Genomic DNA, 8169 nt, shown 5'->3' with positions numbered 1-8169 from the left:
GACACCTCCGACAGCAGCGTCACCTGCGGCACCCCCAGACGCTCCGCCAGCAGCGCCGGCAGCACACCCATCGTGCCGTCCGTCGACGCCATCCCGCCGATCACCAGATCGAACCCGGTCAGCTCCAGCGCCTTCGCCAGGACCGCCGACGTCCCGATCACGTCCGAACCGTGGATGTCGTCGTCGTTCACGTGCACGGCCTTGTCCGCACCCATCGACAGCGCCTTGCGCAACGCGTCCTTCGCGTCGTCCGGCCCCACCGTCAGCACCGTCACCTCGGCGCCCTCGTTCGCCTCCGCGATCCGCAGCGCCTGCTCCACGCCGTACTCGTCCAGCTCCGACAGGAGGCCGTCCACACCCTCCCGGTCAGTCGTGAGGTCGTCCGCGAAACGACGGTCACCCGTCGCGTCCGGCACGTGCTTCACACAGACGACGATCCTCAAGCTCATGAGTGGTTCTCCTGTCACGGGTGCGCGGGTGCACTGAATCCAGGGCCTCAGTCATGCCGAGGGTACTGAGTGCCAAGCCCGGCCCGGAACGACCCGCGCGCCACAAGCGCCACCTGGACCGGCATACCGTGTCGGCTCTCCTTCGACTGGCGTCAGAGGCTCCACCGAGAGAATACGGCACTCAGTACCCCTCGTAAAGGAACTCAGTACCCTTCCCGTCTTCCGGGGGCCTCCACCGGTCGGAGAAGTGGACACAAGGTTTCCGCAAGCACCGACCAGATCGCCTCATGGAATCCGCCAGACGGCGCGGGGACCATCGTCCCCGGGGCCGGTCGACGGCCTCGGCCTGGGATCAAGGAGGGGGAGAAGGATGACCTTGGTGCACGGGGAACAGGACACCACACCGACGAACGGGGAGCACGCGGCCACGACGGCCGCCTGGAGCAACAACGGGCCGTGGGAGACCCTGCGGGACCGCAAGGAAGTGCTCGTGGTCGCGCAGACGATGGTGTACGCGAAGCGGCTGCACGACTTCTACGCGCTGCTCGCCTCGGACCTGAGGATCCACGTGCAGTTCACGGTGGCACCGCACACGTTCAACGGGGGCACCGCGGAGGTCCTCCGGGCGCTGGGCGGCACCGTACTGCCGTGGGAGCAGGCGGTCCGGCACGAGTTCGACCTGGTACTCGCCGCCGGTTCCCAGGGGATCGAGCAGCTGCACGGCCCGGTCGTCCGGCTGCCGCACGGGGCGGGGAACATCAAGCTGTCCCGGCGCAACGGTCCGGACGGCGAGCGGGCTGCCATCGGGCTCGGTCCCGACTACCTCTACTGGGAGGGACGGCTCGTCCCCGCCGCGTTCGCACTGGCCCACGAGGAGGAACTGTTCGAACTCCGGCGCAGCTGCCCGGAGGCCCTGCCGATCGCCGAGGTGGTCGGCGACCCCTGCTACGACCGGATCGCCGCCGCACTGCCGCACCGGGAGCGCTACCGGGCCGCGCTGGGGCTGCGGCCGGAGGAGAAGCTGGTCCTGGTCTCCTCCACCTGGGGGGACGGCTCGCTCTTCACCCGGCTCGACGCCGTACTGCCCAGGCTGACCACGGAACTGCCCCGGCACGGCTACCGGGCCGTCCTGCTGGCCCACCCCAACATCGCCGCCAGACACTCGGCCTACGCGGTGCGCTCCTGGGCGAAGGCCACCGCCCGGGGCGCCGTCACGGTGATCCCGCCCGAGACGGACTGGCGGCCGCTGCTGGTCGCCGCCGACTTCGTCATCGGGGACCACGGCTCGGTCACCCTGTACGGTGCGATGACCGGCGCGCCCGTCCTGCTCGCCGAGTACCCGCACCGGCACGTCAACCCGCGCTCGCCGGCCGCGCAGCTCGCCGGCACCGCGCCCGCACTCGCGCCCGGACATCCACTCACCGGCCAACTCGCCTATGCCGCCGAGCAGTACCGCCCGGAGGACTACGCGGCCATCGCCGCCCGGATCAGCTCCGAGCCGGGCCGCTTCGACCGGAACGCCCGCCGGCTGCTGTACCGGGTCCTCGGTCTGGGCCAGCCGGCGCACACCCCGGATCCGCAGCCGCTCCCCCTGCCCGAGCCGCTGGACACGATCGCGGCGGCCGAGTCGCGGCGGGCCGGGTGACGGCCGCGCTGCACACCGTGCGCCTCGTGCCGGTCCGGGGCCCGGGGAAGGACACCGGGCCGGCCACCCTGTTCGAGGCCCGGGTGGTGTCCACGACCGGTGTCCGCCACGGCCTGCTGGCCGCGGACCCGGCGGACCCGGCGTCCACGTTGCCGGACGGATCGCCGGGGGCCGGGTTCGTGGACGAGCACCTCGTGCTCGACCTCTCCGAGCCGGAAGGGTTCCGCTGGCGCCGGCACGCCGATGTGCTGCACCTCGGACAGGTTCCGGCACCGGACGTCCACGCGCGGCTCGCGGCGGTGCTGTCGGCGCATCCCGGATGCGCGGTCGCCACCGCCGAACACCGCACGAGGACGGTGCTGGTGCTCGCCCGGACCGGGGCACGGCTCGTCCTGCGGTCCTGCGCCCCGGCCGGTGAGCCGGTCCCCCCGCCGGCCCTCGGCTCGCTGGCGCACGCCTGGCTCGCGGCCGGACGGGCACTGACCGAACTCGACCGGGTCAGCGCCGCCGGGTGCCACTGTCCGGGCTCCGGGTGGAGCCGGCTCACGTCCCGGGGTCGCCGGGACGGGGGGTGACAACAAAGTCCGCGCCGTAGACGCCGAGGCGGTCGGCCAGTCTGGCCGCCTCGGCCACGGCACGGATCTCCTGGTACCGTGCCAAGGACTGCTCGAAACGGGCGCGCGCCGCCTCGGGACGTCCGCGCAGTTCCTCGACCTGACCGGCGAACTCCAGCGTCCGTGCCTCCCAGTGGCCGGAGAGCCGGGCCCGGAAGGCCACGAGGGCCTCCTCGAACCGGGCCTCGGCGAGCTCGTACGCGCCCAGCCGGCCGTACGCCAGGCCGAGGAAGGCCGTCGCGCGGGCCGCCTCGTAGTCGTCCTCGATCGAGGCCAGTTCGCGGCCCGCCCGCTCGATCGGCTCCACCGCCTCGGCCACCCGGTCCGCCAGCAGCAGCACCTCGCCGCACGCCAGCCGGGCCAGCGCCGCACCGCGCAGGTAGGCCTCGGCCTCGCGGAGCCGGACCACCTCGTGCAGGCAGTCGGCGGCCTCGTCCAGCTCACCGGCCATCCGATGGGTCTGGCTGAGCCCGTACAGCGCGTCCGCCTCGGCCAGCGGACGACACGTGTCCCGGGCGAGGTGGAGGGCTTCGGTGAACCAACGCGCCGCCTCCTCCCCCTCGCCCGCGTTCCGCAGGCCGTTCCCGCCGCTGGTGAGCATCCGCAGCTCTCCGCTGCGGGAACCGGCCGCCCGGGCCGCCCGCCGCCCGATCCGGTGGGCCTCGACCCACAGCCGCACCGGACGCAGCCGCAGGAACAACGGCCACATGGCGTCGGCGAGTTGCCACGCGGCCGCGGGACGGTCCATTTCCTCGCACCAGCGCAGGACGTCGGCGAGCCGGTCGCGTTCCGCTTCGAGCCACTCCAGGGCCCGCACGTCCCCCTCGAACTCCCTGGCCGGGTGGACGGGGCGGGTGCGGTAGTCACGGGCGAGGGTGCGGTGGCTCGGCGAGACGACCGCCTCGGCGGCCGTGGCCGTGGCGAGGTACCAGTCGACGATCCGGTCGAGTGCGGCTCTGGCGGGCGGGGTGTCCCGGACCTGCGCCCCGTGCGCCCGGGCGTGCAGCCGCACCAGGTCGTGGAAGCGGAACCGACCGGGCCCGGTCTCCTCCAGGAGGTGCACGTCCATCAGGCCGTCCAGCAGCCGGTCGGCCGCCGCCAGGTCCACGTCCGCGAGCACCGCGGCGTTCTCCAGCGTGAACACGGGGAAGGGCAGCTGCCCCAGCAGCCCGTAGAGCCGGGCGGCGTCCGGTTCCAGCACTCCGTACGAGGCGTCCAGGAGATCCTGCACGGTCTCACCCTCCACGTTCAGCGCCACCAGCCGGTCGGTGCCGCGCCCGAGCATCTCGGCGGTCGCCGCGAGCGACTGGGCCGGGCGCGCCGCGATGCGTGCCGCTGCCAGGCAGATCGCGAGCGGCAGCCCTGCGCAGGCGTCCACCACCTCGGCGGCGGCGGCGCTCTCGTCGACCACCCTGCTCCTGCCGACCCGCTCGGCGAGGATCTCGGTGGAGGCCGCCGTGGCGAGCGGGCCCAGCAGCCGGAACACCGCACCGTCGATGCCCAGCCCGGTGAGCCGGCGACGGCTGGTCACCACGACCACCGTGTGGTCCGTGCCCGGCAGCAACGGCCGCACCTGAGCGGCCGTCGAGGCGTTGTCCAGCAGCACGGCGATCCGCCGCTCCGCCGCCAGCGAGCGCCAGAGCGCGACGCCCTCCTCCAGGCTCACCGGCACCGGAGAGATCCCGAAGGCGCGCAGGAAGCCGCCGAGGGCCTCGGCCGGGTCGGCGGGACCACCGGGCGCGTAGCCGCGCAGGTCCGTGTACAGCTGGCCGTCCGGGAAGCGGCCGGCCTGGCCGCGCAGCCACTGCGCGGCCAGTGCCGTCTTCCCGACCCCGGCGGGGCCGGTCACCACGACAGTGGCGTCCGCGAACCCGGTGTCGGGCGCCAACGAGCGGTCCAGTGCCGCCAGATCGGCCTCACGCCCGACCAGCCGGCGTGGACAGGGCGGCAGTTGCCGTGGCGTGGGCAGGACGGGCGGCCCGTGCAGATGAAGCCCGCCGTGGATCGAACCGGCCTGCACCACCGGGCCGGAGACCGTCGCGGCACCGGCCAGCGAGTTCCGCACCACTCCGTACGGCAGGTTGACGTCGTTCACCGGCACCTGCCGGACGCGGTCGATCCTGTCACTGGGCCCCCCGGCCTCGGACGAATTATCGCTATGGCGCTAGCAGATGACGTGTCGTCAAGTCGAGAATATTCCCAAAAGCGTGGTCATGGAACCCGGCGGTGGTATGGCCGATTACCCCGGGCTCATGCGATGCTCACCCGCGACACGGCAAGCTGGTGGCCAACCGGCGGGGGGCGTCGCGTGAAGTTCCATCTCCTGGGCTCAGTTGAACTATCGGTAAACGGCGAGCAATTGGCGATTCCGTCCGACAAGCGCCGACAGCTGCTGGCGGCCCTGGCCCTGGAGCCCGGAAGGTCGCTCTCCCACGACTCGCTCGTGTACCGACTGTGGGGCGAGGACCCCCCGCCCAGCGCACTGACCAGCCTGTACAGCCATGTTTCCCATCTGCGTGCGCTGCTGAGACGGGCGGCCCAGGCCGCCGGGACGAATGACCTCCGGGAAGCACCCGCGATCGACACCTGGTCGCACACGTACACCTTGCGGGCGGACCCGCTGCTGATTGACTGGCATCGGTATCTGGACCTCTCCGACCAAGCCGGACTACTCGCCGAGAACGGACAGGACCACCAGGCCAGAACCGTACTGAGCCGCGCCGCGAGCCTGTGGTGCGGCGAACCCCTGGCCGGACTGCCGGGCACCTGGGCCCAGACCACCCGTGCCGCCATGGCCGACCAGCACTTCACCACCACACTGCGCCGGATCGAGATCGACCTGCGGATCGGCCGCTTCACCGAACTGATCCCCGAACTCACCGCCCTGCGCGAGGACCGCCCCGCCGACGAGCGGCTCGCCGGCCACCTGATGACCGCGCTCTACGCCGCCGGCCGGCCGGCCGACGCGCTGGCCGTCTACCCCGCCGTCGTCCGTCTGCTGCACGCCCACTTCGCCACCGAGCCCGGCGAACGGCTCACCCGGCTCCACCGGCTCATGCTGCGCGGCGACCCACTCCCCGGCACACCGGAACGGGTCGAGGCCGTCCCGGCCCCCCACTCCCGGACCGTCCCACCCGTGGACGTCCCCGGACAGCACCGGCTGATCGGCCGGGAGGACGACCTCCGCCGGGTGCTGCCCGGCCCCGACGCCCGGCTCGCCCGCGGCGGCGTGGTCACCGTCTCGGCGATCCTCGGCATGCCCGGGGTCGGCAAGACCACCCTGGCCCTGCACGCCGCCGACCTGATGCGCGAGCACTTCCCGGACGGCTACGCCTACCTCAACCTGCGCGCCCACATCGGCAACCAGCCGCCACTGACCCCGGAGGCCGCGGGCACCCTGCTGCTCAGACGCCTCGGCGTGCCCGCCACCACCATCCCGCTGGACGCCGACGAGGTGTTCACCCTGTGCGCCGAGGCGCTCTCCACGCGCCGCGCGGTCGTCGTGCTCGACGACGCCTCGAACGCCGCTCAGGTGCGGCCGCTGCTGCCGCCCGCGCCTACCGCCCTGGTGATCGTCACCAGCCGCCAGCGCCTCACCGAACTCCCGGGCGCCCGACCGGTGTTCCTGGACGTACTGACGGTGGACGACGCCGTCGCCCTGTTCACCGACGTGGTGGGCCCCGAACGCTCCACGGACACCGGGAGCGTCATCGAGATCGTCGAGCGTTGCGGCTACCTGCCCCTCGCCATCGAGATCGCCGCCAGCCGCTTCAAGGCCCGCCCGTCCTGGACCCTCCGCCACCTCGCCCGGCGACTCTCCCGCAAGACCGGCCGGCTGGCCGAGATCCGCAGCGGCACCTCCAGCATCGCCCGGGTCTTCGAGGTCTCCTACCGGTACCTCTCCGCGAGCCAGCGATCTGCGTTCCGGCTGCTCGGCCTCTATCCCGGACCGGATTTCGGCGTGCACGCGGCGGCGGCCCTGTTCGGGTGGACGATCGATGAGACGGATGAGGTTCTGGAGGCTTTGCTGAACTGCCATCTCATCCAGGAGATATCGCCCGAACGCTATCAACTCCACGATCTTCTCAGGGAGTTCGCGGTAGCGTTGGGAGTCGATGAGAATCAGCGGGAATCGGCGGTCCGGCGACTGCTCCGCTTCGCCCTGCACGCCGCCGACCGCGCCGACCACCTGCTCTACCCGCACAGATCGAGAACTCCGCTTCCGAGAGATCAACAACTCGAAGACCTGGCAGGATTGTTGGGAGATTTCGAGATCAACTCTCCTGAATCAGCCAGGACTTGGCTGGAGGATGAACACGCCGGCTTGATCGCCCTGGCGGCCCACGCACCGCGCATCGGGCTCACGGAGAGCAGTGCTTGGCTCGCCCACGTCCTGGCCGGCCACCTGGGCGCCGAGGCCTACTGGAGCGAGGCCCAGGACATGCACCGGGCCGCCGCGACGCACTGGCGGTCGCAGGCGAACGACCGGCAGGAGGCTCGGGCCCTGATCGATCTGGGCGCGACGCTCGCCACCGCCTCCCGCTACGAGCCCGCGGCCGAGGCCCTCGAACGCGGGCTGTCCCTGGCCCGGGCGGAGGACGACCTGGACGCGGCGGCAAACGCCCTCAACCTGCTCGGCCGGGTGCGATGGGACCAGGCCCGGCTCCATGAGGCCCTCACGATCCAGCAGGAAGTGCTGGCCATTCGGGAGGAACAGGGCGACCGGTGGAACGTCGCCCGCTGCCTCGTCAACATCGGCATTCTGCACCGCTCCGTGGGGGACGAGGATTCGGCACTCACCGTCTACCACGACGCGTTACAGCTGGCCCGGAACTTCGATGACCGAATCCTTGAATTCCGGACACTGAACAACATCGGTGAAGTCCATCTCAGCGCCGGGCGGATTTCGATGGCACGGGGCATATTCGAGCACCTTCTGGACGGCCGGGACAGCACCATTCCTCCGCTGGACCTTTCCGCGGCCCGAACGAATCTCGCCGGGACTCTGGAAATCCCCGAGGAGCTCGAAACCGCCCTCGCGCTCTACCGGTCGGCTCTGGCAATCTTTCGCGAGACCGGAACGGTCCGCCATGAGGCGGACGGTCGCAACGGCCTGGGCCAGGCCCTGCTCGCCGCAGGCCGGCACGCGGAGGCGCGGGATCAGCACGCACTCGCCCTTGAGCTGGCCGGCTCCATCGGCGCCGCCCGCGAGCAGGCGGCCGCACTGCGCGGCCTGGGCCGCTGCGAGGCGGCAGCCGGAAACCCGCCCGCCGCCCTCGCACATCTGACGGCGGCCATGACTTTGGCCGAGCAGGTCGACATCGCGGACGAGGCCGCACGAGTTCGCTCCGCGCTCGCCGAACTTCGGTCGAAATTTTCACACGATCATCATTTATCGAAATGAAGTTCGACTCTCGGGCATCGATTTGGTCGACGGGCCTCGCATCTGATTGAATTCCTC

At 71.7% G+C, this 8169-nt stretch carries 5 protein-coding genes; 3 read left to right on the top strand and 2 right to left on the bottom strand.

From position 1 onward, the window contains the following. The coding region (locus ACIQOW_RS04715) for an electron transfer flavoprotein subunit beta/FixA family protein (protein ID WP_401079735.1) at window positions 1-449 on the bottom strand (449 nt) is incomplete at its 3' end. Between the two features lie 370 nt (window positions 450-819). Between ACIQOW_RS04715 and ACIQOW_RS04710 the strand changes: the two genes are divergently transcribed. Together ACIQOW_RS04710 and ACIQOW_RS04705 are read left to right on the top strand one after the other, a co-directional pair. Next, entirely contained in the window at window positions 820-2094 is a 1275-nt protein-coding gene (locus tag ACIQOW_RS04710) for a hypothetical protein (RefSeq protein ID WP_401079733.1), read from the top strand. 26 nt (window positions 2095-2120) lie between these two features. Further along, window positions 2121-2669: a hypothetical protein gene (locus ACIQOW_RS04705; RefSeq protein ID WP_401079731.1), complete on the top strand. Its 549-nt coding sequence runs from the start codon at window positions 2121-2123 to the stop codon at window positions 2667-2669. Here ACIQOW_RS04705 and ACIQOW_RS04700 read toward each other — a convergent pair. Further along, a complete protein-coding gene (locus tag ACIQOW_RS04700) occupies window positions 2638-4803 on the bottom strand; it encodes a tetratricopeptide repeat protein (protein ID WP_401079729.1) in 2166 nt (721 codons plus the stop codon). The genes ACIQOW_RS04705 and ACIQOW_RS04700 overlap by 32 nt on opposite strands. Window positions 4804-5016: 213 nt before the next feature. On the opposite strand from ACIQOW_RS04700, the gene ACIQOW_RS04695 reads away from it, so the two are divergent. Next, complete coding sequence (locus ACIQOW_RS04695) at window positions 5017-8112, top strand: AfsR/SARP family transcriptional regulator (protein ID WP_401079727.1); 3096 nt, start codon at window positions 5017-5019, stop codon at window positions 8110-8112. Window positions 8113-8169: the final 57 nt, after the last annotated feature.

This window comes from Kitasatospora sp. NPDC091335 (assembly GCF_044757205.1).
In the GTDB taxonomy this organism is placed as follows: Bacteria; Actinomycetota; Actinomycetes; order Streptomycetales; family Streptomycetaceae; genus Kitasatospora.
This window is presented reverse-complemented; position numbering and strand designations above follow the sequence as displayed.

Excerpts from the sequence above, each read along its gene's own strand:
- ACIQOW_RS04710 (WP_401079733.1), top strand. The coding sequence starts at position 820 with ATGACCTTGGTGCACGGGGAACAGGACACCACACCGACGAACGGGGAG.